Annotated in this window: 27 protein-coding genes; 20 read left to right on the top strand and 7 right to left on the bottom strand. The window is 68.6% G+C overall.

What is annotated here, in order from left to right; translation table 11 throughout:
* Window positions 1-50: 50 nt before the first annotated feature.
* On the bottom strand, window positions 51-572 hold the full coding sequence (gene ppa, locus ACFVV5_RS12290) for an inorganic diphosphatase (RefSeq protein ID WP_387244057.1): 522 nt from the start codon (window positions 570-572) through the stop codon (window positions 51-53).
* Between the two features lie 12 nt (window positions 573-584).
* Here ppa and tilS point away from each other — a divergent pair, with 12 nt between their 5' ends.
* The 13 genes from tilS to lysS all read left to right on the top strand — a co-directional run bounded on the left by tilS (window position 585) and on the right by lysS (window position 12,545).
* A complete protein-coding gene (gene tilS / locus ACFVV5_RS12285; protein ID WP_387244054.1) occupies window positions 585-1,661 on the top strand; it encodes a tRNA lysidine(34) synthetase TilS in 1,077 nt (358 codons plus the stop codon).
* Between the two features lie 35 nt (window positions 1,662-1,696).
* Window positions 1,697-2,248 (top strand): hypoxanthine phosphoribosyltransferase, encoded by a 552-nt coding sequence (gene hpt / locus ACFVV5_RS12280; protein WP_387244051.1) that lies wholly within the window; start codon window positions 1,697-1,699, stop codon window positions 2,246-2,248.
* Window positions 2,249-2,332: 84 nt separating this feature from the next.
* Complete coding sequence (gene ftsH / locus ACFVV5_RS12275) at window positions 2,333-4,339, top strand: ATP-dependent zinc metalloprotease FtsH (RefSeq protein ID WP_387244048.1); 2,007 nt, start codon at window positions 2,333-2,335, stop codon at window positions 4,337-4,339.
* 13 nt (window positions 4,340-4,352) lie between these two features.
* Window positions 4,353-4,928 (top strand): GTP cyclohydrolase I FolE, encoded by a 576-nt coding sequence (folE, locus tag ACFVV5_RS12270; RefSeq protein WP_387244045.1) that lies wholly within the window; start codon window positions 4,353-4,355, stop codon window positions 4,926-4,928.
* Window positions 4,925-5,728 carry a dihydropteroate synthase gene (folP, locus tag ACFVV5_RS12265; protein ID WP_387244042.1) on the top strand — a complete coding sequence of 268 codons (804 nt, stop codon included), beginning with the start codon at window positions 4,925-4,927 and terminating at the stop codon, window positions 5,726-5,728. Before folE ends, folP begins: the two co-directional genes overlap by 4 nt.
* Complete coding sequence (folB, locus tag ACFVV5_RS12260) at window positions 5,721-6,107, top strand: dihydroneopterin aldolase (protein ID WP_387244039.1); 387 nt, start codon at window positions 5,721-5,723, stop codon at window positions 6,105-6,107. The genes folP and folB overlap by 8 nt, the downstream gene beginning before the upstream one ends.
* Window positions 6,104-6,646, top strand: a complete 543-nt coding sequence (gene folK, locus ACFVV5_RS12255; protein ID WP_387244036.1) for a 2-amino-4-hydroxy-6-hydroxymethyldihydropteridine diphosphokinase — start codon at window positions 6,104-6,106, stop codon at window positions 6,644-6,646. The genes folB and folK overlap by 4 nt, the downstream gene beginning before the upstream one ends.
* A complete protein-coding gene (locus ACFVV5_RS12250; RefSeq protein WP_387244033.1) occupies window positions 6,643-7,122 on the top strand; it encodes a DUF3180 domain-containing protein in 480 nt (159 codons plus the stop codon). The genes folK and ACFVV5_RS12250 overlap by 4 nt, the downstream gene beginning before the upstream one ends.
* Window positions 7,106-7,591 carry a PH domain-containing protein gene (locus ACFVV5_RS12245; RefSeq protein ID WP_387244031.1) on the top strand — a complete coding sequence of 162 codons (486 nt, stop codon included), beginning with the start codon at window positions 7,106-7,108 and terminating at the stop codon, window positions 7,589-7,591. Before ACFVV5_RS12250 ends, ACFVV5_RS12245 begins: the two co-directional genes overlap by 17 nt.
* Window positions 7,588-9,234 carry a PH domain-containing protein gene (locus ACFVV5_RS12240; RefSeq protein WP_387244029.1) on the top strand — a complete coding sequence of 549 codons (1,647 nt, stop codon included), beginning with the start codon at window positions 7,588-7,590 and terminating at the stop codon, window positions 9,232-9,234. Before ACFVV5_RS12245 ends, ACFVV5_RS12240 begins: the two co-directional genes overlap by 4 nt.
* Window positions 9,234-10,052 (top strand): Rossmann-like and DUF2520 domain-containing protein, encoded by an 819-nt coding sequence (locus tag ACFVV5_RS12235; RefSeq protein WP_387244163.1) that lies wholly within the window; start codon window positions 9,234-9,236, stop codon window positions 10,050-10,052. Before ACFVV5_RS12240 ends, ACFVV5_RS12235 begins: the two co-directional genes overlap by 1 nt.
* Window positions 10,053-10,139: 87 nt before the next feature.
* Complete coding sequence (panC, locus tag ACFVV5_RS12230) at window positions 10,140-11,015, top strand: pantoate--beta-alanine ligase (RefSeq protein WP_387244026.1); 876 nt, start codon at window positions 10,140-10,142, stop codon at window positions 11,013-11,015.
* Between the two features lie 15 nt (window positions 11,016-11,030).
* Window positions 11,031-12,545: a lysine--tRNA ligase gene (lysS, locus tag ACFVV5_RS12225; protein WP_387244023.1), complete on the top strand. Its 1,515-nt coding sequence runs from the start codon at window positions 11,031-11,033 to the stop codon at window positions 12,543-12,545.
* A 44-nt stretch (window positions 12,546-12,589) separates the two neighbouring features.
* Here lysS and ACFVV5_RS12220 read toward each other — a convergent pair whose 3' ends face one another.
* Window positions 12,590-13,408 (bottom strand): cytochrome c oxidase assembly protein, encoded by an 819-nt coding sequence (locus tag ACFVV5_RS12220; protein ID WP_387244161.1) that lies wholly within the window; start codon window positions 13,406-13,408, stop codon window positions 12,590-12,592.
* A gap of 103 nt (window positions 13,409-13,511) precedes the next feature.
* Here ACFVV5_RS12220 and ACFVV5_RS12215 point away from each other — a divergent pair, with 103 nt between their 5' ends.
* Together ACFVV5_RS12215 and cls are read left to right on the top strand one after the other, a co-directional pair.
* On the top strand, window positions 13,512-13,685 hold the full coding sequence (locus ACFVV5_RS12215; protein ID WP_387244020.1) for a hypothetical protein: 174 nt from the start codon (window positions 13,512-13,514) through the stop codon (window positions 13,683-13,685).
* Between the two features lie 90 nt (window positions 13,686-13,775).
* Complete coding sequence (cls, locus tag ACFVV5_RS12210) at window positions 13,776-15,239, top strand: cardiolipin synthase (RefSeq protein ID WP_387244017.1); 1,464 nt, start codon at window positions 13,776-13,778, stop codon at window positions 15,237-15,239.
* A 12-nt stretch (window positions 15,240-15,251) separates the two neighbouring features.
* On the opposite strand, the gene ACFVV5_RS12205 is transcribed toward cls, so the two are convergent.
* From ACFVV5_RS12205 to ACFVV5_RS12195, 3 genes are all read right to left on the bottom strand, one after another.
* Window positions 15,252-15,695, bottom strand: coding sequence for a type II toxin-antitoxin system VapC family toxin (locus ACFVV5_RS12205; RefSeq protein WP_387244014.1), 444 nt, complete (start codon window positions 15,693-15,695; stop codon window positions 15,252-15,254).
* On the bottom strand, window positions 15,692-15,961 hold the full coding sequence (locus ACFVV5_RS12200) for a hypothetical protein (RefSeq protein ID WP_387244011.1): 270 nt from the start codon (window positions 15,959-15,961) through the stop codon (window positions 15,692-15,694). The genes ACFVV5_RS12205 and ACFVV5_RS12200 overlap by 4 nt, the downstream gene beginning before the upstream one ends.
* Before the next feature lie 158 nt (window positions 15,962-16,119).
* On the bottom strand, window positions 16,120-17,100 hold the full coding sequence (locus ACFVV5_RS12195; protein ID WP_387244008.1) for a pirin family protein: 981 nt from the start codon (window positions 17,098-17,100) through the stop codon (window positions 16,120-16,122).
* Window positions 17,101-17,157: 57 nt separating this feature from the next.
* Here ACFVV5_RS12195 and ACFVV5_RS12190 point away from each other — a divergent pair, with 57 nt between their 5' ends.
* The 4 genes from ACFVV5_RS12190 to ACFVV5_RS12175 all read left to right on the top strand — a co-directional run bounded on the left by ACFVV5_RS12190 (window position 17,158) and on the right by ACFVV5_RS12175 (window position 21,536).
* Window positions 17,158-17,610: a hypothetical protein gene (locus ACFVV5_RS12190; RefSeq protein ID WP_387244005.1), complete on the top strand. Its 453-nt coding sequence runs from the start codon at window positions 17,158-17,160 to the stop codon at window positions 17,608-17,610.
* Window positions 17,611-17,727: 117 nt separating this feature from the next.
* Window positions 17,728-20,253 carry an ATP-dependent Clp protease ATP-binding subunit gene (locus tag ACFVV5_RS12185; RefSeq protein ID WP_387244002.1) on the top strand — a complete coding sequence of 842 codons (2,526 nt, stop codon included), beginning with the start codon at window positions 17,728-17,730 and terminating at the stop codon, window positions 20,251-20,253.
* Between the two features lie 102 nt (window positions 20,254-20,355).
* The gene (locus ACFVV5_RS12180) at window positions 20,356-20,862 is read left to right on the top strand and encodes an amino-acid N-acetyltransferase (RefSeq protein WP_387243999.1); all 507 of its coding nucleotides are present in this window, start codon (window positions 20,356-20,358) and stop codon (window positions 20,860-20,862) included.
* 44 nt (window positions 20,863-20,906) lie between these two features.
* Entirely contained in the window at window positions 20,907-21,536 is a 630-nt protein-coding gene (locus ACFVV5_RS12175) for a hypothetical protein (RefSeq protein WP_387243996.1), read from the top strand.
* A 44-nt stretch (window positions 21,537-21,580) separates the two neighbouring features.
* Here the strand turns inward: ACFVV5_RS12175 and radA are convergent, their stop codons facing one another.
* Window positions 21,581-22,942, bottom strand: a complete 1,362-nt coding sequence (radA, locus tag ACFVV5_RS12170; protein WP_387243993.1) for a DNA repair protein RadA — start codon at window positions 22,940-22,942, stop codon at window positions 21,581-21,583.
* Between the two features lie 114 nt (window positions 22,943-23,056).
* Between radA and ACFVV5_RS12165 the strand changes: the two genes are divergently transcribed.
* Window positions 23,057-23,986 carry an alpha/beta fold hydrolase gene (locus ACFVV5_RS12165; RefSeq protein WP_387243990.1) on the top strand — a complete coding sequence of 310 codons (930 nt, stop codon included), beginning with the start codon at window positions 23,057-23,059 and terminating at the stop codon, window positions 23,984-23,986.
* 431 nt (window positions 23,987-24,417) lie between these two features.
* Here the strand turns inward: ACFVV5_RS12165 and ACFVV5_RS12160 are convergent, their stop codons facing one another.
* Window positions 24,418-25,245, bottom strand: a complete 828-nt coding sequence (locus tag ACFVV5_RS12160) for an SGNH/GDSL hydrolase family protein (RefSeq protein WP_387243987.1) — start codon at window positions 25,243-25,245, stop codon at window positions 24,418-24,420.
* Window positions 25,246-25,308: the final 63 nt, after the last annotated feature.

Genomic DNA, 25,308 nt, shown 5'->3' with positions numbered 1-25,308 from the left:
GAAGGCTCCCGACCGCGATGGTCGGGAGCCTTTTGTCAGCCGGCTGAGGGTCAGTGGCCTTCTTCGGCGAGCTTCGTGAAGCCGGCCTCGACGATCGCCTCGGCTTCGGCCGCGTCGCCCCAGGCGTCGACCTTGACCCACTTGCCCGGCTCGAGGTCCTTGTAGCGCTCGAAGAAGTGCTGGATCTCGTTGCGGGTCTGCTCGGGGATGTCCTGCACATCCTGGATGTGCTGCCAGCGCGGGTCCTTGTAGGGCACCGCGATGACCTTGGCGTCGCTGCCGGCCTCGTCGCTCATGTTGAGCACTCCGACCGGTCGGACCTTCACGCCCACTCCCGGGAACACCGGGTACTCGAGCAGCACCAGCACGTCGACGGGGTCGCCGTCGAGGCCGAGGGTGTTCTCGAAGAAGCCGTAGTCGGTGGGGTAGACGAAGCTCGTGAACAGAACGCGGTCCAGGTACACGCGACCGGTCTCGTGGTCGACCTCGTACTTGTTGCGGCTGCCTCGGGGGATTTCGATGATGACGTCGTATTCGGCCATGCTGCTCTCTCCTCGTTTGAAAGTCTGCAATAACGTTACTGGATGCACGTTGACGGTTCATCGGACGCCTCCCGTCGCCCACGGCTCACCCCGGCGATCGCGGATGTGCGCCGTGCCGTGCGCGAGTCCCTCGCGACCGCTGCCGCCCTGGAGGCCGCCGACCCGCACGACGACCACGGGCCCGCCCGACCGCAACCTCTCGCGCCGGATGCTCTGGTGCTGGTCGGCCTGAGCGGGGGAGCCGACTCGCTCGCGCTCGCCGCGGCGGCAGCGTTCGAGGCTCCGCGGGCGGGCTACCGCGCGGGCGCGATGATCGTCGACCACGGCCTGCAGTCCGGTTCGGCTGGAGTCGCCGCCCGGGCCGCCGAGACGGCGCTCGGGCTCGGCCTCGGCCCGGTCCTCGTCGAGACGGTCGAAGTGGATGCGCGATCCGGCGGACCCGAGGCGGCCGCCCGTGCCGCTCGCCACGGCGCGTTCGACCGTGCGCTGGCCTCGACCGGCGCTGCGCGCATCCTTCTCGCACACACCCTGGACGACCAGGCGGAGACCGTGCTGCTCGGCCTCGCCCGTGGCTCGGGGCCCACCAGCCTGCAGGGGATGCTCCCGGACACCGGCCGGCTGCTGAGGCCGCTCCTCGCCGTGCGCCGGGAGACGACCCGGGCGTTATGCGACGAGAGCGGTCTCCCGTTCTGGGACGACCCGCACAACGACGACCCCGCCTACGCGAGGGTGCGCGTGCGGGCATCCGTGCTGCCGCTGCTGGAGCGCGAGCTCGGGCCGGGCGTCGCCGAGGCGCTCGCCCGCACGGCGGAGCAGCTCCGCGAGGACAACGCGGCTCTCGACGGTCTGGCGCTCGACTGGGCGCTCGAACTGGTGAGCCAGACCGACGACGGCGATGTGGCCCTCGACGTGCGCGGACTCGCCGCCGACCCGCCCGCCCTGCGGCAGCGCATCATCCGGCTCGTCGTCTCCGCCGAGTTCGGGATCTCGCTCAGCCGCACCCACACCCTGGCCGTCGCCGAGCTCATCACCGACTGGCACGGCCAGAAAGCGCTCAGCCTGCCAGGCGTTAGAGTTGTCAGGCAGAACGGACTGCTCATCTTCTCTTCTCGAACGTAAGTTCATTCCTCACACCGAAGGACCGCACCGCCCTCATGGAGTTCACGGACGTTAACGACGACCTGACCGAGATCCTGATCACCGAGGAGCAGATCCGCTCCCGACTCGCCGAGCTCTGCCGCGAGATCGAGCGCGACTACGCCGGCAAAGACCTGCTGCTGGTCGGCGTGCTGAAGGGCGCGGTCATGGTGATGGCCGACCTCGCGCGCGAGCTGAAGCTGCCGATCACGATGGACTGGATGGCGGTGAGCTCCTACGGCTCGGGCACCGCGTCGAGCGGCGTGGTCCGCATCCTCAAAGACCTCGACACCGATCTCAGCGGCAAGACCGTGCTGATCGTCGAAGACATCATCGACTCGGGGCTCACCCTCTCGTGGCTGCTCGCCAACCTGCACTCGCGCGGTCCGGAGTCCATCGAGATCTGCACGCTCCTGCGCAAGCCGGAGGCCGCGCGCGTCGAGATCGACGTCAAGTACGTGGGCTTCGAGATCCCCAACCAGTTCGTCGTCGGGTACGGTCTCGACTACGCGGAGAAATACCGCAACCTGCGCGGCGTGGGGATCCTCGCGCCGTCGGTCTACAGCTAGCATCGCGAGCCGCGCAGACGCTCTGCACGCGGTGAGCGAACACGCAGCCGCCACACAGCGCCAGGGCGGTACTCTTGCAAAACCATGAACGTCAAGAAGATCTTCCGCGGGCCGATTCTCTACATCGTGCTGGCCATCATCGCCGTGTGGATCGGCTCGAGCCTGATCACGATGTCGGGATTCAAAGGAGTATCGACCCAGAAGGGTCTCGAGCTCCTCAAAGACGACAAGGTGGCGAGTGCCAAGATCGTCGACGGTGAGAACCGCGTCGACCTCACGCTCACGCAACCCGACAAGACACTCGGCAGCGAGGTCCAGTTCTACTACGTCACGCCCCGCGGCCCCGACGTGGTCAAGGCTGTCGACGACGCCAACCTGAGCAAGGGCTTCGACGACGAGGTGCCCCAGCCCAACTGGCTGCTCTCGGCGCTCGGCTTCCTGATCCCCGTGCTGCTGATCGGCGTGTTCTTCTGGATCATGCTCTCCGGCATGCAGGGCGGCGGCAACAAGGTCATGCAGTTCGGCAAGTCGCGGGCGAAGCTCGTGACGAAGGAGAGCCCGAAGGTCACCTTCGACGATGTCGCGGGCGCCGACGAGGCCATCGAAGAGCTCGAAGAGATCAAAGACTTCCTGAAGGAGCCCGCCAAGTTCCAGGCGGTCGGCGCGCGCATCCCCAAGGGTGTGCTGCTGTACGGCCCTCCCGGAACGGGTAAGACGCTGCTCGCCCGCGCCGTCGCCGGAGAGGCGGGCGTGCCCTTCTACTCCATCTCGGGTTCCGACTTCGTGGAGATGTTCGTGGGCGTCGGCGCCAGCCGTGTGCGCGACCTGTTCCAGCAGGCCAAGGAGAACTCCCCGGCCATCATCTTCGTCGACGAGATCGACGCGGTCGGACGCCACCGCGGCGCCGGCCTCGGCGGCGGCCACGACGAGCGCGAGCAGACCCTGAACCAGCTGCTCGTCGAGATGGACGGCTTCGACCCCAAGACCAACGTCATCCTGATCGCGGCGACCAACCGTCCCGACATCCTCGACCCCGCGCTCCTGCGTCCTGGCCGGTTCGACCGCCAGATCGGCGTGGATGCGCCCGACATGGTCGGCCGCAAGAAGATCCTCGAGGTGCACGGCCGTGGCAAGCCGCTCGCCGCATCCGTCGACCTCGAAGTGCTCGCCCGCAAGACGCCCGGCTTCACCGGCGCCGATCTGGCGAACGTGCTCAACGAGGCCGCGCTGCTCACGGCTCGCTCCAACGCGCAGCTCATCGACAACCGCGCTCTCGACGAGGCCGTCGACCGTGTGATCGCCGGCCCCCAGAAGCGCACCCGCGTGATGAAGGACCAGGAGAAGCTGATCACGGCGTACCACGAGGGTGGGCACGCTCTCGCCGCCGCGGCGATGCGTCACACCGACCCGGTCACCAAGATCACGATCCTCCCGCGTGGCCGCGCACTCGGCTACACGATGGTCATGCCGCTCGAAGACCGCTACTCCGTCACACGCAACGAGCTGCTCGACCAGCTGGCGTACGCGATGGGCGGCCGTGTCGCCGAGGAGATCATCTTCCACGACCCGACCACCGGCGCCTCGAACGACATCGAGAAGGCGACCTCCATCGCCCGCAAGATGGTCACGGAGTACGGCATGAGCGCCGACATCGGCTCGGTCAAGCTCGGCCAGGCCAACGGCGAGATGTTCCTCGGTCGCGACATGGGTCACCAGCGCGACTACTCGGAGCGCATCGCCGAGCGCGTCGACGCCGAAGTGCGTGCCCTCATCGAGAAGGCGCACGACGAGGCCTGGGAGGTCATCAACGAGAACCGCGCGGTGCTCGACCGCCTCGCGGCCGCTCTGCTGGAGCAGGAGACCCTCGACCACAACGAGATCGCCGAGATCTTCGAAGACGTCGTGAAGCTGCCCGAGCGCCCGCAGTGGCTCTCGAGCGACAAGCGTCCACTCTCGGATGTCCCCCCGATCGAGTTCCCGAAGGCCAAGGCGCCCATCGACGCCGGCGCCGTGGACGGTGGAATCGACTCCGAGCCGCCGTCGAAGCCGAAGCGCGCCCCCGTACGCAAGCCGCGTCCGGCCACGGCGTAAAGCCGACGCGCGCATGACCGGTTTCGATCGTTCGCGCATCGAGGCGGCTGTCGCCGAGATCCTCGCCGCCATCGGCGAGGATCCGTCGCGTCCGGGGCTCGCAACAACGCCGTCGCGGGTCGCCGACGCGTACGAGGAGTTCTTCGCGGGCGTGGGCAAAGACCCGTTCGACGAGCTGGGCGAACCCGTGCCGCTCGAAGGCCACGAGGCCGAGACGGTGCTGCTGCGCGACATCCGGTTCCGCTCGGTGTGCGAGCACCACCTGCTGCCGTTCCTGGGCGTCGCCCATGTCGCCTACCTCCCCGGGGAGCGCGTCGTCGGGCTCGGGCGCATCCCGAGGGTGATCGAGACCCTCTCCGCCCGCCCCCAGATGCAGGAGCGTCTGACCGAGGAGATCGCGGACACCCTCGAGAGCGGCCTCGGTGCGCGGGGCGTGCTCGTGGTGCTCGACGCCGCGCACTCCTGCGTCACCACGCGGGGAGCGCGCCAGACCGACAGCACGACGGTCACCATGGCCAGCCGTGGGGCCTTCGCGGATCCCGTCGCCCGTGCCGAGCTCGTCACCCTGATCGGACGTGGCATCGCGTGACGCTCATCATGGGCGTCCTCAACGTGACACCGGACTCGTTCAGCGACGGCGGCCTCTGGTTCGAACCGGACGCGGCCATCGACCACGCGCTCGACCTCGTCGCCCAGGGGGCCGACATCGTCGACGTCGGCGGAGAGTCCACCCGGCCTGGAGCCGTGCGCGTCGACCCGCTCGAGGAGCAGGCACGTGTCGTCCCGGTCATCCGCGAGCTCGCCGGCCGCGGCATCACCGTGAGCGTCGACACCATGAACGCGTCGACCGCGCGCGCCGCCGCCGGCGCGGGTGCGGCGATCATCAACGACGTGTCCGGCGGCCTCGCCGACCCGGACATGCCGCAGGCCGTGCTCGACACGGAGCTGCAGTACGTCGTGATGCACTGGCGCGGCCAGAGCAACTCGATGGACACCCTCGCCACCTACGCCGACACCGTCGCGGAGGTGCGCTCGGAGCTTTCCGCCAGACTCACGGATCTCGTCGAGCGCGGTGTCGACCCCTCGAAGCTCATCGTCGACCCGGGGCTCGGGTTCTCCAAGACCGGCGCCCACAACTGGCAGGTGCTCGGCAACCTCCCCGCCTTCGAGACGCTCGGCTACCCCGTGCTCATCGGCGCCTCGCGCAAACGCTTCCTCGGCGCCCTCCTGCCCGAAGACGCCCCGGCCACCGAGCGGGATGCGCCCACCGCGGTGATCAGCGCCCTCGCAGCGCAGGCCGGAGCCTGGGCGGTGCGCGTCCACGACGTGCCCTCGACGCGTGTCGCGCTGGATGTGGTCCGGGCATGGCAAGCTGGAAGAGATGACTAGGCCAGCTTCGTCCGGGGGATCCGACGCGATCATCCTCACCGGTCTGCGCGTGCGCGCCAACCACGGCGTCTACGACTTCGAGCGCGAGAACGGTCAGGACTTCGTGATCGACGTCACCGCGCGCCTCGACCTGGCTGCGGCGGCGGCGAGCGACGACGTGGCGAACACCGTGCACTACGGCGAGCTCGCCGTCGAGGTGACGGATGCCGTGCGCCGCGACCCGGTCGACCTCATCGAGACCGTGGCGGAGCGCATCGCGTCCGTCGTGCTCGAGCACCGCCCCGTCCAGTCCGTCGAGGTCACCGTGCACAAACCGGATGCCCCCATCGAAGTCCCCTTCGCCGATGTCGCCGTGCGCATCGTGCGGGAGCGATCGTGAGCGGCGGCGTGCGTCCCAAGCCCCAGCGGTTGCGTCCGGCGGTGCCGGGCGTGCTCGCGTTCGGCGCGAACCTGGGGGAGCGCGAGGCGACCCTGCGCGCGGCCCTGGCGGCCCTCGACTCTGTGCCGGGCATCCGGATCGACGCGATCTCGCCGTTCTACGAGACGCCCGCGCTCAAACCGGCCGGCGTGGACCACGAGGCTCCTGCCTACCTGAACGCCGTGGCGCGCATCCACACGACCCTCGACCCGCTCTCCCTGCTCGACGCGGTGAACGCCGTCGAAGACGAGTTCGGGCGCGTCCGCGAGGAGCGCTGGGGCGACCGCACCATCGACATCGACATCGTCGACTACGACGGCCGCACCAGCAGCGACGACCGGCTCACCCTGCCGCACCCGCGCGCGGCCGAGCGCGGCTTCGTGATGGTGCCCTGGCTTGCAGTCGATCCGGATGCTGTGCTCACCGGCCACGGACGGGTCGCCGACCTCGCCGCGCGCGTCACCGACACGGTGACCCTCTACTCCGGAGGCGCCGCATGAGACGCACCAGAGCCACGTCGCTGATCGGTCTCGGCGTCGCCGGGATCGTTGTCGGGTTCCTCGTCGAGCTCGCTGCGGCCGGCACCGGAATCGCCGTCTTCATCCCACCGCTCACCCTTCCGATCACCCTGGTCGTCATCGCGATCATCGTCGTCTCCTTCGCCGTGCCCATCCGCCGGGCCACGCATGGCAAGAGCAACCGGCGCATCGACCCGTTCCAGGCGATGCGCATCGTCGTCCTCGCCAAGGCGTGCAGTCTGAGCGGCGCGCTGCTCACCGGCGCGGGCGCGGGCATCCTGATCTTCCTGCTGAGCCGCGCCGTCATCCCGGCCGGCTCGTCCATCTGGCTGACCGTCGCCGCCACCGTCGGCGCGGCCATCCTGCTGGCGGGCGGCCTGGTGGCCGAGCACATGTGCACCATCCCCCCGGATGACCAAGACGACCAGCCGGAGAACGCCCATGCCAAATCGCCTTGACCTCTCCATCGGCGAGTGGAACCGGGTCTCGCCCAAATACGTCGTGGTCGTGATCGTCGGAACCTTGATCGGCGGGCTCGTCGCCAGTGCGGCAGCCACCTTCCTGTGGCTCGTCGCGGGCTGGACCTGGGGGTGGATCCTGCTCGCGGGCGTGGTCGTTGTCACCCTGGTCAGCCTGATCATCGCGCCCCGGCGCGCCCGCTCCATCGGGTACCGGATGCGCGACGACGATCTGCTGTTCCGTCGCGGCATCATGTTCCAGCGCTTCGTGTCGGTGCCGTACGGCCGCATGCAGCTCATCGACATCAACCGGGGACCGGTCGGCCGGGTGCTCGGGCTCGCCGACCTCAAGTTCGTGACGGCCGCGGCGTCGACCGGGGTCGTCATCCCGGGTCTGCCCGAACCGGATGCGGCCGAACTGCGCGACCGGCTCGTCGAGCTGGCGGAGAGCAGGCGGGCGGGGCTGTGAGCAGCGGTCCTGCCGACCTCACCGCCGCGGAGCGGGCCGCCGAGCGGTTCACCGACGGGGAGTGGCACCGACTGCACCCCGCGACACCGCTGCTGCGCGGCGGTATCGTGTTCATCGCCGTGCTCGGCTTCGTGCTCTCCAACCTGCGCGAGCGCATCGTGAGCTTCTTCGTCGGCGCACCGGATTTCGGCGGGGACCCCCTCGACGAGATCTACAACCGCGGCTGGGAGGGGTGGGCGCTGCTCGCCCTCGCGATCGTGCTCGTCGCCTGCATCGGCGGCTTCTACCTGTCGTGGCGGATGCACACCTTCCGCATCACCGGCGACGCGGTCGAGGTGCGCAGCGGCATCCTGTTCCGCACCCAGCGCAAGGCCCGGCTCGACCGCATCCAGGGCATCAACGTCGTCCGCCCCGTTCTGGCGCGGATCTTCGGCGCTGCCAAGCTCGACATCACCGTCGCGGGACACGATGCGAACGTGCAGCTGGCGTACCTCGGCTCGCTCCTCGCGGACGGTCTCCGAGGCGACGTGCTGCGCCTGGCGTCGGGGGTGAAGGCCGCCGAGCGCGCGAGCGGGAGCGGAGTCGGCGCGCCTGCGGGCAACGGCGCGCCCGCAGGCAACGGCAACGGCGCCGCGGTCAACGGCACCCGCACGGCCGCCGTGTCCGACCTCGTCAACCGGCGGGTCAACGAGTTCCTGGCGCCCGAGCTCGACCCGAACGCCGCTCCGCCCCAGTCGGTGGTGAAGATCCCGCCGGTGCGGCTCTTCGGTTCGCTGCTGCTGAGCGGGTTCACCGTGTTCGTCCTGGTCGTCGTCGTGGTGCTGGTCATCGGCGCGTCGACCGGGCGGGAATGGCTGCTGCTCGTCGTACTGCCGGGCCTGATCGGCTCGGCGAGCTTCTACGTGAACCGCTTCACGAAGTCGCTGCGCTACTCGATCGCGGGGACCCCGGACGGCGTGCGCGTGGGCTTCGGACTCCTCAGCACGAGCAACGAGACGCTGCCGCCCGGTCGCATCCACGCCGTCGAGGTGCTGCAGCCGCTGCTCTGGCGTCCGTTCGGCTGGTGGCAGATCCGCATCGACACCGCGGGCCATTCGCGCGAGAAGGGCGCGGCCGGCCAGGCGAACACGACGATGCTGCCGGTGGGAGACGCACAGGATGTCGCACGCGTGCTCGGTCTCGTCGTGCCCGAGTTCGCCACCGACGAGCATCGGGCGATCATCGCCGCCGGCATGACGTCGCGCGGCCGGGACGCCTTCGTCGGAAGCCCGCGCCGCGCGGCCTGGATCCGTCCGTTCTCGTGGCAGCGCACCGGCTACAGCCTCATCGGCGGGGTGATCCTCCTGCGCCGCGGCGTCGTCTGGCGCAGTCTCTCCATCGTCCCGCTCGCCCGGCTGCAGAGCCTGGAGCTCTACCAGGGGCCCGTCGACCGGATGCTCGGCCTCGCGTCGACCCGGCTGCACACCGTCTCCGGTCCCGTGCGTCCCCGCCTCGCCGCGATCGACCGCGACCAGAGCGTCAGCCTCTTCGAGAAGGTCGCCGCGACGGCGATCGTCTCGGCACGAACCGACACGAGTCACCGCTGGGGAGCGTTCCCGCCGTCGCGTCCGGCGGAGCCGGATGCACGCGAGGCGGGTTCGTGATGCAGCGGTCGGGACGCCTGGGCCTGGGAATCATCGGCGCCGGACGGGTCGGGCCGATCCTCGGCGCCGCCCTCGCCGGTGCGGGTCACGCGGTCGTCGGGATCTCCGCGGTCTCGCGGGCGAGTCGTGAGCGCGCCGAGGCGATGCTCCCGTTCGTGCCGATCCTCGACGTCCCCACCGTGGTGGAGCGCAGCGAATTGGTGATCCTGGCGGTTCCGGATGTCGAGCTTCCCGGCCTCGTCGCCGGTCTCGCCGCGACCGGCACCTGGCAGCCTGGTCAGATCGTGCTCCACACCGCGCCCGGCTACGGCGTCGGCGTGCTGGCTCCCGCGATGGCCGCCGGGGCGATCCCGCTGGCCGTGCATCCGGCCCTCGAGTTCACCGGCACGAGCCTCGACCTCGCACGCCTCGCGGAGAGCTACTTCGCCGTCACCGCGCCCGCTCCCGTCCTGCCGATCGCGCAGGCCCTGGTGGTCGAGATGGGCGGGGAGCCGGTCGTGATCGACGAAGCCGACCGGCCCGCGTACGCCGAGGCGATCGCGACGGCGACCTCGTTCTCACGAGCGATCGTCGAGCAGTCCACCGGGATCCTCCGCGGGATCGGAGTCGACAATGCGGGTGCATACCTCAGCTCGCTGGTGCGCTCGGCCGTCGACAACGCGCTCACCCGCGCATCCCCGCCGTCGGCGCTCGACCTCGGCGCGGTGCTCGACGAGTCGGGAAGCGGCTGGGGCGCCTTCGGCCTTCCTCGCGGCGAGGAGAGCGGCCTCGACGAAGACGGCCTCGGCGACGAGGACGACGGAGCCGCCCCGCGCTGAGCCCTCCGTGGCCTGCGCGCGAGTAGCCTGGATGTCCGGCCGTCTTCATGAGCGCCCCGCTGGGGCGCGGCGGTTCTAGGGGAGCAGATGCCTGAGGTCGTCACCACCATCGCCGAGCTGCGCCGAACCATCGCGTCGGCTCGCGAGATCGCCGGACGCGAGGGGAGCTCGGACGCACCCGCCTCGCGTGTGGTGTTCGTGCCGACGCTGGGTGCTCTGCACGACGGACATCTCCGGCTCGTCCGCCAGGCCCGGGATCTCGGCGGCATCGTCGTGGTGTCGATCTTCGTCAACCCGCTGCAGTTCGGTCCGGGGGAGGACTTCGACCGCTACCCGCGCACCCGCGACGCCGATGTGGCGTCTCTCGACGGCATCGCCGACGTGGTGTTCGCGCCGAGCGTCGAGGAGATGTACCCGACGGGACCGACGGAGACCCGCGTGACCGCCGGCCCCGTCGCCGCGCTCTACGAGGGCGCCGTCCGCCCTGGTCATTTCGACGGTATGCTCACCGTCGTCGCGAAGCTCCTCAACATCGTCGGCCCGGACGTCGCCGTGTTCGGGCAGAAGGATGCGCAGCAGGTGCACCTGGTCGGCCGGATGGTGAGCGACCTGAACCTGCCCGTCACGATCGCAGTGGTCGACACCGTACGCGAGTCCGACGGTCTGGCGCTCTCGAGCCGCAACCGCTACCTCGACGCCGGACAACGCGTGGCCGCCGTCGCCCTGTCGAGTGCGCTGGAGGCCGCCGTGGCGGCCGCCGGGGGTGGTGCGGATGCCGTGCTGGCGGCAGCGCAGGCGCGTATCGACGCCGAGCCAGCGGTTAAGCTGGACTATCTCGTGGTGGTCGATCCGGACACGTTCCTGGCCGTCGACGCCGGGTACCATGGCCCTGCCGTCGTGCTCGTCGCCGCCCGCCTCGGCACCACCAGACTCATCGACAACGAACGCATCAGCATCCCCTGACCCGAAAAGGCACTCATGACCGACGCCCCGACCACCGAGCCGGAACTCACTGACGACGAGATCAGCGAGCAGAAGGCGGTTCGCCTGGCCAAGCGCGAGCGTCTGATCGCCGAGGCGGCCGACGCCGGCGGGGGTGCATACCCGGTCGCGGTTCCGATCACCACCACCATCCCCGCCGTGCGCGAGAAGTGGGGCCACCTCCAGGCGGACGAGACGTCCGGCGAGGTCGTCGGCGTCGCCGGACGTGTCGTGTTCCTCCGCAACACGGGCAAGCTGTGCTTCGCCGTGCTGCAGGCGGGCGACGGGACGCGCATCCAGGTCATGGTGTCGCAGGCCGTGGTGGGCGAGGAGTCCCTCGTGACGTGGAAAGAGCTCGTCGACCTCGGAGACCACCTGTTCGTCTCCGGAGAGGTCGTCTCCAGCCGCCGCGGCGAGCTCTCCGTCATGGTCGCCGTGTGGGAGATCGCCTCGAAGGCGGTTCTTCCGCTTCCGAACCTGCACAACGAGCTCAGCGAAGAGACCCGCGTCCGCAACCGCTACCTCGACCTCATCGCGCGTGAGCAGGCGCGCACGAACGTGATCAATCGCTCCAAGGCCGTGGCGAGCCTCCGCCAGACGTTCACCGAGCGCGACTTCCTCGAAGTCGAGACGCCCATGCTCCAGGTGATGCACGGCGGAGCGTCGGCGCGCCCGTTCGTCACCCACTCCAACGCCTTCGACACTGAGCTGTACCTCCGCATCGCCCCCGAGCTGTACCTCAAGCGCGCGGTGGTCGGCGGCATCGACCGCGTGTTCGAGATCAACCGCAACTTCCGTAACGAGGGCGCGGACTCGACGCATTCGCCCGAGTTCGCGATGCTCGAGGCCTACCAGGCGTACGGCGACTACAACTCGATCGCCGATCTCACTCAGACCCTCATCCAGAACGCCGCGCACGCCATCTCGGGCTCGCACGTGGTGACCTGGGCCGACGGCACCGATTACGACCTGGGTGGCGAGTGGGATCGGATCCGCATGTACGACAGCCTGTCGGATGCGGTGGGCGAACCGATCACTCCGGCCACACCTGTGGAGAGACTGCGCGAGATCGCGGCTGTGGAGGGGATCGAGATCGAGCATCCCCTGCCCGGCAAGTACGTCGAGGAGCTGTGGGAGCACTTCGTGAAGGGCACGCTGGCGCGCCCGACGTTCGTGATGGACTTCCCGGTGGACACCAGCCCCCTGGTCCGCGCCCACCGCTCGCGTGAGGGCGTCGTGGAGAAGTGGGACCTGTACGTGCGCGGCTTCGAGCTGGCGACGGGCTACTCCGAGCTGGTCGACCCGGTGGTGCAGCGTGAGCGCTTCGTCGAGCAGGCGAAGCTCGCCGCGGCGGGCGACGGCGAGGCCATGCGCCTCGACGAGGAGTTCCTGCGCGCGCTCGAGTTCGGCATGCCGCCGTCGGGCGGCATGGGCATGGGCATCGACCGCCTGCTGATGGCGCTGACCGGCCTGGGCATCCGCGAGACGATTCTCTTCCCGCTCGTCAAGTAGGTCGGCGTCGCGGAGGTCGGCGTCGCGCGTTCAGCGTCGCGTCGTCACCCTCGCGCGTTCAGGTGCGCCTGCGTCAGCTCTTCCATCTGCTCGTCGGTGAGCTCGTCCATTCTTCTGCTCTCGCGGCGGTCGCTCCGCGACCATCGCACGAACAGGATGATGAGCACGGGGACGTCGACGATCTCGGCGATGAACCAGAGCAGGTCGCCGGAGAGGTGCTGGTCGTGCAGCGCGTTCGGGAACCAGCCGGGCAGACGGCCGAGGATCGCGGGTGCGTGGTCGACCACTCCGTCGTTGAGGCGCAGCAGCAGTCCGGGAATCGCGTCGAGAACCATCTCCACGAATGCGAGCAGGAACTCGACGGTGATGAAGAAGCCGGTGCGGATGACCGTGTGAGCCGCGATCGGAAGCACCATCAGCAGGCCCGCGAGGGGCGCGAGAACGGTGATCGTCCATTCCGACCAGGGACTGTCGCGCAGGACTGCCGCCGGGGTCAGGAACACGAGGAACACGGCGCAGGCGAAGAGCGGCGCGAAGATGGCGTTCCCGAAGAGCCGGACCAGGCGCGACGCGAGCACGGAGTCGGCCACGCGCCGGGGCAGGCCGGTCAGGACGGTCCGGGCGAGCGCGATGGGTCTGCCGAGACTCATCAGACCGGGAATGGCGAACAGGAGCAGGGCGATGCGGGTGGTGAACGCCCACCGCAGCTCGGAGCTGTACACGCCCAGGAAGCCGAACGAGACCCACGCGTACGAGCCGATTCCGAAGACGAAGTAGAGGATGGTCGGGCGGAGCGGCCAGCGGTGTCCGCGACGACGGAGCGCGAGGACGGCGGTGAGATAGGCGCCCCCGGCGACGAGGATCGCAACGAAGGCGACAGGGTCGAACCGCCAGGTCGTCAGGAAGGTGGTGATGGGTGGCGTGAGGAACTCCGTTCACAGCTGGGGGCGTTACCATTATCGGGTTATGAATGACGTCGTCGCTGGAATCGTGTGGTCACTCGCACCGACCGTTCTCGTCGGGTTGCTGTTCTGGATGATCATGCGCTCGATCGTGCGCGCCGACCGGACCGAGCGTAAGGTCTACGCTCGCATGGAGGCCGAAGAGCGCGCTCGCCGCGGCCTGCCGCACAAGCCCTAGTTGCGCCGTTTCGCAGGCTGACTTCGCTACGGTAGCGATGACGGGTGCGCGTTCGGCGTGCTCCACCGATCGACAGAGGGGACTGCGCCGATGGACGCTGCTCTCCTCTCATCGCTCATCATCGGCCTGCTTCTGCTCGTCGACTTCGTCATCCGTGTGATCGCGGTGATCGTGGTGCCGCGCAACCGCAAGCCGACGTCGGCGACGGCCTGGCTTCTCGCGATCTTCCTGCTCCCGTACATCGGTGTGCTCTTCTTCCTGCTGATCGGAAGCTACAAGCTGCCGAAGCGGCGCCGTGACAAGCAGGAGGAGATCAACCGCTTCATCATCGACAGCACCGAGGGAATGGAGCGCGTCAGCCGCGATCATCCGTGGCCGCCCTGGCTGGAGTCGGTGGTGCAGCTGAATCGCAACCTCGGCGCCATGCCGCTCGTCGGCGGGAACACGGCCACCCTCAACGGCGACTACAACGCGTCGCTCAGTGCGATGACGGCGGAGATCGACAAGGCTCGGCGCTACGTGCACGTCGAGTTCTACATCCTGTCGTGCGACCAGACGACCAAGCCGTTCTTCGACGCGCTCGAGGCGGCCGTTCTGCGAGGCGTGGTGGTACGGGTGCTGCTCGACCACGTCGCGTCGTATCGCACGCGCGACTACAAGCGCACAATCAAGCGACTCACCGCGATGGGCGCGCACTGGCAACTGATGCTCCCGGTGCAGCCGTTCCGGGGCAGGTATCAGCGGCCCGATCTGCGCAATCACCGCAAACTCCTGGTCGTCGACGGTGCTGTCGGGTTCATGGGCTCTCAGAACGTGATCGACCGCAGCTACAACAAGAAGTCGAACATCCGGCGCGGCCTCAAGTGGAAAGAGCTGGTCGTGCGGGTCGAGGGTCCGATCGTCGCCGGTCTGAACGCGATCTTCATCACCGACTGGTACAGCGAGACAGACGAGCTCCTGCGCCGCGAGACCGAGCCGATCAGCACGGAGCTGACCACGGATGCGCTCGACGCGCAGGTGGTGCCGAGCGGCCCGGGGTTCCGGGGTGAGAACAACCTGCGCCTCTTTCTGGCGCTGCTCTATTACGCGCAAGAGCGCATCGTGATCACCTCCCCGTACTTCGTGCCCGACGAGTCGATGCTCATGGCCATCACCACAGCAGTGCAGCGCGGCATCGAGGTCGATCTGTTCGTCTCCGAGATCGGGGACCAGGCAGTCGTCTACCACGCCCAGCGTTCGTACTACGAGGCGCTGCTGCGTGCCGGCGTTCGCATCTGGATGTACAAGAAGCCGTACATCCTTCACGCCAAGCACTTCACCATCGACGACGACGTGGCCGTCATCGGTTCGAGCAACATGGACATGCGCTCGTTCCAGCTCAACATGGAGGTCTCGCTGATGGTGCGCGGTCGCTCCTTCGTCGAGGAGATGCGCAAGGTGGAAGACGGTTACCGCCGGGAGAGCCGCGAGCTCACGCTCGACGAGTGGCTCAAGCAGCCACTGCGATCGACTGTTCTCGACAACCTCGCACGGTTGACTTCGGCGCTTCAGTAATCCGTCGACGCCTCAGTACTCCGTCGGCGCGTAGGAGAAGCGCCGGCCCTGCACGACATCGTCGAGGAGGCGCACCTCGCACCACTTCGCCGCGGCGGCAGCGAGACGCTTGTCGGAGGTGATCAGGGGGATCTCGAACTCTCGCGCCAGTCCGACGTACATGGCGTCGTAGGGGGTGATGTTGTCCCTCACGCGCCAGGCGAACTCCGAGAGGTTCTCGTGGGTGAACTTCGTCAACTGCACCTGGCGGTACTCGTAGAGCAATCGCTCAGCACTCTTCTCGTAGCCGTTGTCGTGCGCGACGAGGCGCCGTGCGGCGTTGATCAGCTCGGGCTCGATGAGCTGAGGCGCGGCGAGCATGCAGTCTTCGAGTGGTCCCTCCCATCCGGTCGCCCGCGCGCCCCCGTTGCTCAGCAGCTCGACGAGCGCGCTGCAGTCGATGACGGCGGCGATCACCGGTCGTCCCGCCCCTCGCGGACCCAGCGGACGATGGTGTCGCTGGCGATGTCCAGAGGTTCGAACGGCTCGCGCTCCTCGGCACGAAGCGCGTCGACCCGGGCTTCGCGTTGCTGCGTCAGTACCGACCACTGCTCTTCGATGCGCAGCCGCTCCGCGATGCGGGTGAGTTCGCGCCTCAGGTACTCCGAGTATGAGAGCCGCTTCGACAGAGCGGCGGCTTTCAGTCTTTCGTTGACGGCGGGGTCGAGATCTCTGACTTGCACTGTTACTCCCATGGATTCAAGCCTAAACGGTGTGCATGCACATTGCCACCTCGTGCATGCAAATTGATGAATCCAGTGTGACGAAGGTAACCCCGTCGCGGGGCGGGTGCTTCGGATCTGGGGAGAGATCGTGCGTGACCGTCGCTGTGGAGGAGGCCTCAGCCGCGCGGCTTCAACCGCACGGTCGGGAGCTCGGGCGCGGGAAGCGGCGAGCCGTCGTAGCCCGCCACCTCGCCGAAGCGGCCGGAAGGGTCCTCGCCGTCGATCACATCCGTCTGCCACTCGGCCCGGAACTGCACGACGTCCTCGTGGCTGCGGCCGATAAAGTTCCACCACATGACGATCTGCTCGCCGAGCGGTTCTCCGCCGAGCAGGATCAGCCGGGCATCCGTGCCGCCCACCGTCAGCTCGGCCGACGTGCGGCCGGGACACAGGTACGCCAGGTGGGAGACGGGAACCGGGGACCCGGCGACGCTGACCTCGCCGGCGTCGACCAGGACGCCGTGCTCGAACGACGGATCGAGCGGGACCGTCACCGTCGTGCCCGCCGGAACGGTCAGCTGCGCCCCGACCAGCGGGCTGAACACGGAGGCGGCCGTGCCGCTGCCGGCGAGAGCGCCGACGAACGTGCGCACTTCGGCGTCGCCGAGCCGCGTGGCCACCGGTACGTGATGCTCGAAGAACGGTGCGACGCCACGGGATGCCGCAGGAAGCGCCACCCACAGCTGCACGCCGTGCAGCCTCGTCGTGTTCGGCGTCGACACCTCCGAGTGACTGATCCCGCGTCCCGCCGTCATGAGGTTGAGCTCGCCCGGGCGAACCAGCTCGTGCGTTCCGACACTGTCGCGGTGCTCGATCTCGCCCTCGAAGAGCCAGCTCACGGTCTGCAGGCCGGTGTGCGGATGCGGTGGGACGCGCATCCCGCCGCTCGCCGACACGTCGTCGGGACCGTAATGGTCGATGAAGCACCAGCCGCCGATGAGCGAGCGCTTGCGCTGCGGGAGCGTGCGTCGCACGTTCATCGCGCGCGGACCGCCGAGGGGCACGTCGCGAGGCTCCAGTATCTCCACGCTCTCGGTCGTCGTCACCGCGCCGCCGTCGGCCACCAGCTCGACAGGATCGCGCTCCAGGTTGCTCACACGAGAATCCTAAGACGCACCCAGCCCGTGCGCGCCGTGCCTTTCTAGAATGGGGTCGTGCACCTGACTCCCGCCGCCGCCGTCCGCCCAGCGGGTCGCTCCCGTCTCCCCTTCGCCGCCGCCGGGCTGGTACTCGTGGCGCTCGCGCTCGCCGGATGCTCGACCTCATCGAGCAAGCCGATCGACGAGTACTCGGGTGAGCCGAAAGGCGTGGAGGCACCGGCCAGCAGTGCCGGAGGCGCGGCATACGCGGTCTGGATGCAGAACGGCAACCAGTTCGCCATCACCCTGTACGGCAGCTCCAGCTGCCCGCCCAGGGTCGCGTCGGTGTCGGTCGTGGCCGGCAACCAGTTGCGCGCCACGCTCGCCCCGGCGCCCGGAGGGGTGTGCACGCGCGATTACGCTCCGCACACCACCGTGTTCGCCACGCCCAGCAGCGTCACGATCACCTCCGACGTCACCGTCGCGCTGCCCGACTCCACGCTCACGCTGCCCGCTCTGCGAGGCTGAACCTCCGCATCCGCTGATCGCGTCACGCCCACGGCGAACAGGGGCAGTATCGGCGGGCAACGATGGTTACTCTCTTTGTATCGATGCCAACCCTGCAACGGCACCGGAGGAGTAGACATGTTCGAGAGATTCACCGACAGAGCCCGCCGCGTCGTCGTCTTGGCCCAAGAAGAAGCCAAGATGCTCAACCACAACTACATCGGCACCGAGCACATCCTGCTCGGGCTGATCCACGAGGGGGAGGGTGTCGCGGCCAAAGCGCTCGAGTCGCTCGGTATCTCGCTGGATGCCGTGCGCGAGCAGGTGCAAGACATCATCGGTCAGGGTCAGCAGCAGCCGACCGGCCACATCCCCTTCACCCCGCGCGCCAAGAAGGTGCTGGAGCTCTCGCTTCGCGAGGCCCTGCAGCTCGGCCACAACTACATCGGCACCGAGCACATCCTGCTCGGCCTGATCCGCGAGGGCGAGGGCGTCGCAGCCCAGGTCCTGGTGAAGCTCGGCGCAGACCTCAACCGCGTTCGCCAGCAGGTCATCCAGCTCCTCAGCGGATACCAGGGCAAGGAGCAGGTGCAGGTCGGCGGCAACGATCAGGCGACCGCGCAGGCAGGCAGCCAGATCCTCGACCAGTTCGGTCGCAACCTCACGCAGGCCGCGCGCGACAACAAGCTCGACCCCGTGATCGGGCGCGAGAAGGAGATCGAGCGGGTCATGCAGATCCTGTCTCGCCGCTCCAAGAACAACCCCGTGCTGATCGGTGAGCCCGGCGTCGGCAAGACCGCTGTCGTCGAGGGCCTCGCCCAGGCGATCGTGCGTGGCGACGTCCCCGAGACGCTGAAGGACAAGCAGCTCTACACGCTCGACCTCGGCTCGCTCATCGCCGGTTCCCGCTACCGCGGCGACTTCGAGGAGCGCCTGAAGAAGGTCACCAAGGAGATCCGCACCCGCGGCGACATCATCACGTTCATCGACGAGATCCACACCCTGGTGGGTGCGGGCGCCGCCGAAGGTGCGATCGACGCTGCGAGCATCCTGAAGCCGCTGCTCGCCCGCGGTGAGCTGCAGACCATCGGCGCCACCACGCTCGACGAGTACCGCAAGCACTTCGAGAAGGATGCCGCGCTCGAGCGCCGCTTCCAGCCCATCCAGGTGAACGAGCCGTCGCTGCCCCACACGATCAACATCCTCAAGGGACTGCGCGACCGCTACGAGGCGCACCACAAGGTGTCGATCACCGACGGGGCGATCGTCTCGGCGGCCAACCTCGCCGACCGCTACATCCAAGACCGCTTCCTGCCCGACAAGGCCATCGACCTGATCGACGAGGCCGGCGCCCGCCTGCGGCTCTCGATCCTGTCGGCCCCGCCGGAGCTGCGCGAGTTCGACGACAAGATCGCCGGCGTGCGTTCGCAGAAGGAAGCCGCGATCGAAGACCAGGACTTCGAGAAGGCCGCGTCGCTGCGCGATGAGGAGAAGAATCTCCTCGGCGAGCGTCTGCGCCTCGAGAAGCAGTGGCGTTCGGGCGACGTGAAGACCACGGCCGAAGTGGATGAGGGGCTCATCGCCGAGGTGCTGGCGCAGGCCACGGGCATCCCGGTCTTCAAGCTCACCGAGGAGGAGTCGGCTCGACTCGTCTTCATGGAGAAGGCTCTGCACCAGCGCGTGATCGGTCAGGAGGAGGCCATCTCGGCCCTGTCCAAGACGATCCGTCGCACGCGTGCCGGTCTGAAGGACCCGAAGCGTCCCTCCGGCTCGTTCATCTTCGCCGGCCCCACCGGTGTCGGCAAGACCGAGCTGGCCAAGGCGCTCGCGGAGTTCCTGTTCGACGACGAGTCGGCCATGATCTCGCTCGACATGAGCGAGTACGGCGAGAAGCACACCGTGTCTCGGCTGTTCGGCGCCCCTCCCGGGTTCGTCGGCTTCGAAGAGGGCGGCCAGCTCACCGAGAAGGTGCGCCGCAAGCCGTTCAGCGTGGTGCTGTTCGACGAGATCGAAAAGGCGCACCCCGACATCTTCAACTCGCTGCTCCAGATTCTGGAGGAGGGACGTCTGACGGATGGCCAGGGCCGCGTGGTCGACTTCAAGAACACCGTGATCATCATGACCACCAACCTCGGAACGAAGGACATCTCCGGCGGTCCCGTCGGGTTCCAGATCGAGGGTGACACGCAGACCGGGTACGACCGGATGCGCGGCAAGGTGTACGAGGAGCTGAAGAAGAACTTCAAGCCCGAGTTCCTGAACCGTGTCGACGAGATCATCGTGTTCCCGCAGCTCGACAAGACCGAGCTGCTGCAGATCGTCGACCTGTTCATCAAGCGACTGTCGGCCCGTCTGCTCGACCGCGACATGACCATCGAGCTGGCCCTGCCGGCCAAGGAGCGCCTCATCGACGTCGGGTTCGACCCGACACTCGGTGCCCGCCCCCTGCGTCGCGCGGTGCAGCACGAGATCGAGGACCGGCTGAGCGAGCGGATCCTGCACGGCGAGCTCAACGCCGGCGACCACGTGCACGTCGACTTCAAGGACGGCGAGTTCGTGTTCACCACCGAGTCGCGCAAGGAGCCGGTCGGCGCGGGGATCAACTCCACCGCCGCCATCGGCACCGGTCCGGTCACGCCCGACCTGGCCGCCTCGGGCGAGTAACGAGTCGTCGCGAGCATACGAGTAGCGGGGTCGCCCTTCGGGGCGGCCCCGCTTTCGTCTGCTTGGAGCCCGCGCGGTCAGTAGGCTGGAGCGGTGAGTCCCGTGAGCACAGCTTTCCGCATCCGCCGCGCCCGCACCAGCGATGTGGCGCGCATCCGGGAGCTGGTGGAGCCGCTCGTGCAGCGACGGATCCTGCTCGGCAAGGATGCGGTGGTCTTCTACGAGTCTCTCCAGGAGTTCCGGGTGGCCGAGACCGACGACGGCGAGCTCATCGGGTGCGGCGCGCTCCACGTCATGTGGAGCGACCTCGCCGAGGTGCGTACCCTGGCCGTCTCCGACGACTGGCTGGGGAAGGGCATCGGGCACGCGCTGCTCGGGCGTCTCGAAGACGACGCGCGGGAGCTCGGACTCAGCCGCCTGTTCTGTCTCACGTTCGAGGTGGGGTTCTTCGAGCGCAACGGTTTCGTGGACATGGGTGACGAGACGGTCGACCCCGCGGTCTATGCCGAACTCGTGCGCTCGCACGATGAGGGTGTCGCCGAGTTCCTCGATCTGGCGCGGGTGAAGCCGAATACGCTCGGAAACACCCGCATGTTGAAACACCTGTAGCGCGTTGCCGCGGTAATGCGCCCGGCCGCGACTATCCTGCAGGCATGTCGACGTTCAAGCATCCGGTCGGCCCACAGCCGAGCAAAGTGTATTGGCGACGCCGGCTGCTCGTCGTTCTCGGCGTGCTGGCCGTGATCGTCGTCATCATCCTCATCGTGGTGCGTCCCGGCTCGTCGAGCGGGGCCCCGGTGAGCGAATCCACGAAGACGCCTTCGACGTCGACGCCGGACAGCACGAGCATCCCGACCTCGGCGACCACCGCGAGCGGTCAGCCCTGCAAAGCCGCGGATGTGACTGTTCAGGCGATCACGGACGCGACGAACTACGCGGCCGGTCAGAAGCCGAAGCTCTCTGTGTCGATCACCAACCACGGCGCGACCGCCTGCAAGATCAATGCGGGAACGTCGCAGCAGGTGTTCACGATCACCAGTGGGTCCGAGGTCTACTGGAAGTCGAGCGACTGTCAGACGGAGAAACTCGACGCCCAGGTGCTCCTCAAGCCGGGCAAGACCATCTCGTCGCAGGTTCCGATCACCTGGGACCGCACGCGCTCCGATCCGGCGACCTGCTCGGCTCAGCGCACTGCCGTCCCGGCGGCGGGCGCGTCGTACCATCTGCAGATCTCGGTCGCGGGGATCGCCTCGGACAAGACCAAGCAGTTCGTGCTGAACTGACTGTTCCGCCGGCCCGCCGGTGCGCCGGCCAGCCGGCCAGCCGGTCAGAACGCGGCGTCGAGCTCCTTCTCGCGAACGGTCGCGCCGACTGTGAACGCCACGCGGAGCGCCTCCCGGATGCTCTGACTGCCGGCGTCGACGCGGGTGGCGAAGCCGAGGCGGGCGGCCTCCGCGACGCGCTGTTTGCCGCTGGTGACGGGGCGGATCTCACCGGCGAGACTGATCTCGCCGAACGCCGCCAGCGTGTGCGGGATCGGCTTCTCGTTGGCCGCGGAGGCGATGGCGAGAGCGATCGCGAGGTCGGCGGCAGGCTCCGTGAGCCGGATTCCGCCGACCGTGGAGACGTACACGTCTTTGTCGCCGAGCCGGATGCCGGCGCGACGTTCCAGCACGGCGAGGAGCATCGCGACGCGCGAGGAGTCGACGCCGTTGGTGACGCGTCTGGGATTGGGCGCAGTGGTGCTGACGACGAGCGCCTGCACCTCGACCGGGAGCGGCCGGCGTCCCTCCATCGCCACCGTGACACAGGTGCCGGACACGGGCGTGGTGTTGCGGCTGAGGAAGAGACCGCTCGGGTCCGCGACCTCGGCGATGCCGTCGCCGGTCATCTCGAAGCAGCCCACCTCATCCGTGGGGCCGAAGCGGTTTTTGAGCGCTCGCACGAAGCGGAGCGCCGTCTGGCGATCGCCTTCGAACTGGCAGACCACGTCGACGAGATGCTCGAGGAGCCGGGGGCCGGCGATCGAGCCGTCTTTGGTCACATGGCCGACGAGGACCACGGGGAGATTGCGGTCTTTGGCCACCCGGATGAGCGTGCTCGCCACTTCGCGCACCTGACTGGGGCCGCCGGCGAGGCCCTCGCCGTTGGAGCTGGAGACGGTCTGCACCGAGTCGACGATCACGAGCTGCGGGTCGACGGCGTCGATCTGGCCGACGATGGTGGCCAGGTCGGTCTCGGAGGCGAGGAAGAGCTGATCGTGCATGGCGCCGGTGCGTTCGGCGCGCATCCGGACCTGGCTCACCGACTCCTCGGCGCTGACGTAGAGCACCCGTGAGTCGCGGCGGGCGGCGCGCGATGCGACCTCCAGCAGCAGGGTCGACTTGCCGACGCCCGGCTCGCCGCTCAGCAGGATGGCGGCGCCGGGGACGATTCCGCCGCCCAGCACCCGGTCGAACTCGGCGATGCCGCTGGGCCAATGACGGACGGAGTCGGTCTGGATGTCGGTGATCGCCCGGGCGGCACGGTCGGCCCCGATGGAGACCGGCTTGAGCGCGCGCAGCACGCCCGTCGGAGCAATGGCCTCAGCGACCGTTCCCCACGCCTGGCACTCCCTGCAGCGTCCCGCCCATTTGGCGGTCGTCCAGCCGCACTCGGTGCAGCGGTAGTTGAGCTGAGCTTTCGCCACGCGACCTCCTCGATCCGGGTCCACTGTATGGCCGACCACCGTCATCCGGTCCGAGGCGGTTCGGCTTGTGGACAACTTCTGTGCGATGTCACCGCACAGGGGCACAATGGCGGCATGGCCAATCTGATGTTCACACTCGCCTCGGGCCGCGCCATCGGCGTGACCGCCACAGGCAACCCTGCGGCGGAACGCATCGTGGTGTTCTGCCATCCGGCTCCCGGGTCGTCGATGTTCGACCCCGATCCGACCGTCTCATCCACCCGCGACGTGCACATCGTCGCGATCGACCGGCCCGGCTACGGCGCGAGCGAGCCTCTTGCGCCCGGCACCTGGCCGAGCATCCCGAGGTATGCCGACGACATCGCCGAATACCTGCGGGCGATCAGCCGCGACGAGACGGAACTCGGCGTCGGCCGGCCACGCTCGGTGGGCATCGTCGGCTGGTCGGCCGGTGGGCGGGTCGCTCTGGCCTTCGCGGCCCGGCATCCGGAGCTGACGGAGCGGGTTGCCATCGTCGCGACCCCGGCCCCCGACGAGGCGGTTCCGTGGATCGAGCCCCGGCTGACGCAACTGTCCGAGAAACTCGGCGCCCTTCCGCCCGACGAGGCGCAGGGTCAGCTCACCGAGATGCTCGAACCGCAGGCACAGGCGGTGGCCGCCGCCGATCAAGACGACGAGGTGCCGCTCGACCTGCTCGGCGCGTCGGAGGTCGACCGCGAAGCGCTCCGGCGTCCGGGCGCGCGGGACAGGCTCGGGCGGATGCTCCGCGACGCCTATCGGCAGGGCCCCGGCGGGGTCGCGGCCGACATCCTGAGCTACACCACCCGGCCGTGGGGTTTCGACTTCGCCGACGTGGCCGCGAAGACGCTGATCGTCAACGGGCAAGGGGATGCGCTGGCCGGTAACGCACACGCGACCTGGTACCGGCGCGCCCTTCCGGATGCCCGGGTCGAGATGGTTCCGGGGGTCGGGCACATGGTCATCGTGCCCGCCTGGGGCGAGGTGCTCTCACATCTCGCGCCCGGGACGCTCACGCGCCGCTAGGTGCCCGCGCTGCGCGGGCGCCGGCGTGCCCGCGCCCGCGTGCCGTGAGTTGTGGCAAATTGTCGTTATGGGGGCCTTTTCGGGGCTCATAACGACACTTTGGAACGACTCACGACGGTCGCGGGCCGCGGCCCTGTGGAGAACTCCCGCTGTCGCGCCTCGCGCGAGCACCCTCCCTCGCACGAGTGCTTGCACCCAGGTGCGAGTACCCACCCCGGGCCGCGAGTACCCCACCCCTCGCGTGAGTACCCACCCCCTCGCGTGGGCACCTCACCCCACTCCACTCCCCTGGCGTGAGTTGTGGCAAATTGTCGTTATGGGGGCCTTTTCGGGGCTCATAACGACACTTTGGAACGACTCACGACGGTCGCGGTCCGGGGGCTTGTGGAGAACTCCTGCGGCTCGTGCCTCGCCCGGCGCGGCGCGGACCCTCAGACGACGGTGGCCGGGTCCGGGAACTCGTCTGCGGCATCCGGCTCACCATCGGCAGCCACGTGAGGCGCCGGCTGCCGGGGGAAACGCCCCGCGACGAGTGAGGTCACCGCCGGGAGGAACGCCGACGCCCACACGCGGTAGCCGTGGTCGTTGGGGTGGAAGAGGTCCTCGGCGAACTGCGTGAAGATGCCGTGCAGCCCCTGGCGCTTCATCGACTCGTGCAGTGGCACGACGGTGAGCCCGCGCTCCTCCGCGACCTCACGCAGGATGCGGTTGGCGACGGCGACCTTCTTCTCGTTCCACGGAAAGAAGAAGTAGGGCAGGTCGGCGACGATCGCGTTGTACGGCAGAGCGCCGAAGACCTTCCGGATGCCCGTCTCGAACAGTTCCGGATCGAACGCTGCGATGTCGTTGGCGCCGATGGCCACGGTCACCAGGTCGGGTGAGTAGGCGGCGAAACGCGGAAGCTGGTCGGCGACGGCCAGCGCGACCGTCGCGCCGGACACGCTGAGATTCACGACCTGAACCGATCGGCCGGTCGTGGTGGCCACGTGGTCGGCGATGACCCCGACGTAGCTGTTCTTCGGCGCCGACGCGCCGATGCCCTGGGCCGCGCTGTCGCCGAGCGCCACGTAGAGCAGGTCGCCTTCGGTCTTGGCGAAGTCCTGCCACCATTTCGAATGGACGGGGAGGGTCTCGTTGAGCCTCGTCTTGTGATGCGCGAACCTCTCCTGCGCCTTGCGCACCCGCGCCCACGCTGCGATTCCGACACCGACCGACGAGATACCGGCGCCTACGAGCGCCAACGTCTTCTTCGTCCCCATCCTCGAAACTGTACTCTCCGCACGGGCCGCCGCTCCGAGCGGATTCGCAGCCTGGCGCGCTTC

The organism is Leifsonia sp. NPDC058248, from assembly GCF_042881905.1.
Classification (GTDB): Bacteria; Actinomycetota; Actinomycetes; order Actinomycetales; family Microbacteriaceae; genus Leifsonia.
The sequence above is the reverse complement of the archived record's forward strand: the minus strand, read 5'-3'. Positions and strand labels throughout refer to the sequence as shown.

Bases quoted from the DNA above. Each gene is read 5' to 3' on its own strand.
- hpt (WP_387244051.1), top strand. From the start codon at position 1,697: ATGGAGTTCACGGACGTTAACGACGACCTGACCGAGATCCTGATCACC.
- ACFVV5_RS12245 (WP_387244031.1), top strand. From the start codon at position 7,106: ATGCCAAATCGCCTTGACCTCTCCATCGGCGAGTGGAACCGGGTCTCG.
- ACFVV5_RS12175 (WP_387243996.1), top strand. From the start codon at position 20,907: ATGTCGACGTTCAAGCATCCGGTCGGCCCACAGCCGAGCAAAGTGTAT.
- ACFVV5_RS12235 (WP_387244163.1), top strand. From the start codon at position 9,234: ATGCAGCGGTCGGGACGCCTGGGCCTGGGAATCATCGGCGCCGGACGG.
- folE (WP_387244045.1), top strand. From the start codon at position 4,353: ATGACCGGTTTCGATCGTTCGCGCATCGAGGCGGCTGTCGCCGAGATC.
- cls (WP_387244017.1), top strand. From the start codon at position 13,776: ATGGACGCTGCTCTCCTCTCATCGCTCATCATCGGCCTGCTTCTGCTC.
- ftsH (WP_387244048.1), top strand. From the start codon at position 2,333: ATGAACGTCAAGAAGATCTTCCGCGGGCCGATTCTCTACATCGTGCTG.
- ACFVV5_RS12250 (WP_387244033.1), top strand. From the start codon at position 6,643: ATGAGACGCACCAGAGCCACGTCGCTGATCGGTCTCGGCGTCGCCGGG.
- ACFVV5_RS12160 (WP_387243987.1), bottom strand. From the start codon at position 25,245: ATGGGGACGAAGAAGACGTTGGCGCTCGTAGGCGCCGGTATCTCGTCG.
- ACFVV5_RS12185 (WP_387244002.1), top strand. From the start codon at position 17,728: ATGTTCGAGAGATTCACCGACAGAGCCCGCCGCGTCGTCGTCTTGGCC.
- folB (WP_387244039.1), top strand. From the start codon at position 5,721: ATGACTAGGCCAGCTTCGTCCGGGGGATCCGACGCGATCATCCTCACC.
- lysS (WP_387244023.1), top strand. From the start codon at position 11,031: ATGACCGACGCCCCGACCACCGAGCCGGAACTCACTGACGACGAGATC.
- panC (WP_387244026.1), top strand. From the start codon at position 10,140: ATGCCTGAGGTCGTCACCACCATCGCCGAGCTGCGCCGAACCATCGCG.
- tilS (WP_387244054.1), top strand. From the start codon at position 585: ATGCACGTTGACGGTTCATCGGACGCCTCCCGTCGCCCACGGCTCACC.
- ACFVV5_RS12165 (WP_387243990.1), top strand. From the start codon at position 23,057: ATGGCCAATCTGATGTTCACACTCGCCTCGGGCCGCGCCATCGGCGTG.
- ACFVV5_RS12215 (WP_387244020.1), top strand. From the start codon at position 13,512: ATGAATGACGTCGTCGCTGGAATCGTGTGGTCACTCGCACCGACCGTT.